The 487-nt window shown below is 64.7% G+C and carries 2 pseudogenes; both read left to right on the top strand.

Annotated elements, in window-relative coordinates:
• Positions 1-128, top strand: a pseudogene (locus RNC47_RS36395) (sugar ABC transporter permease); the annotation flags it as partial.
• Positions 125-487 (top strand): annotated as a pseudogene (locus RNC47_RS36390) (carbohydrate ABC transporter permease); the annotation flags it as partial. The pseudogenes RNC47_RS36395 and RNC47_RS36390, both read left to right, overlap by 4 nt.

Below are 487 nucleotides of genomic sequence, written 5' to 3'. Positions count from 1 at the left end.
ACTCCAAGGCGTTCGAGTCCACCTCCTTCAGCCAGGGCTCCGCGATCGCCCTGATCACGGTGCTGCTGCTGTCCGGTGTGGCCGTGTACTACCTGCGCCAGCTCATGAAGACGGGAGAGGTCGAATGAGCAGCACGACCGAGACACAGGCGCTGCGGCCCGACCGCAAGAAGAGCCGGCTCCACCTCGACATCATCGGCCTCGGTATCGCCGCGGTCATGATCTTCCCGGTCTACTGGCTGGTCATCAGCGCCCTGCGGCCCAATCGGGAGATCCGCAGCTACGACCAGACCCTGTGGCCCTCGTCGATTACCTTCGACAACTTCGAACGGGCGATCAACCAGCCCAACTTCGCCACCGCCATCCAGTCCAGCCTGATCGTCGCGGTCACCGCGGTGGTCGGCGGCATGATCATCGCCACGCTGGCGGCCCTCGCGATCGGCCGGTTCCGTTTCTTCGGCCGCAAGCCGCTGCTCCTGATCATGATC

It is taken from the genome of Streptomyces millisiae (assembly GCF_031845425.1).
Lineage (GTDB): Bacteria > Actinomycetota > Actinomycetes > Streptomycetales > Streptomycetaceae > Streptomyces > Streptomyces millisiae.
The sequence above is the reverse complement of the archived record's forward strand: the minus strand, read 5'-3'. Positions and strand labels throughout refer to the sequence as shown.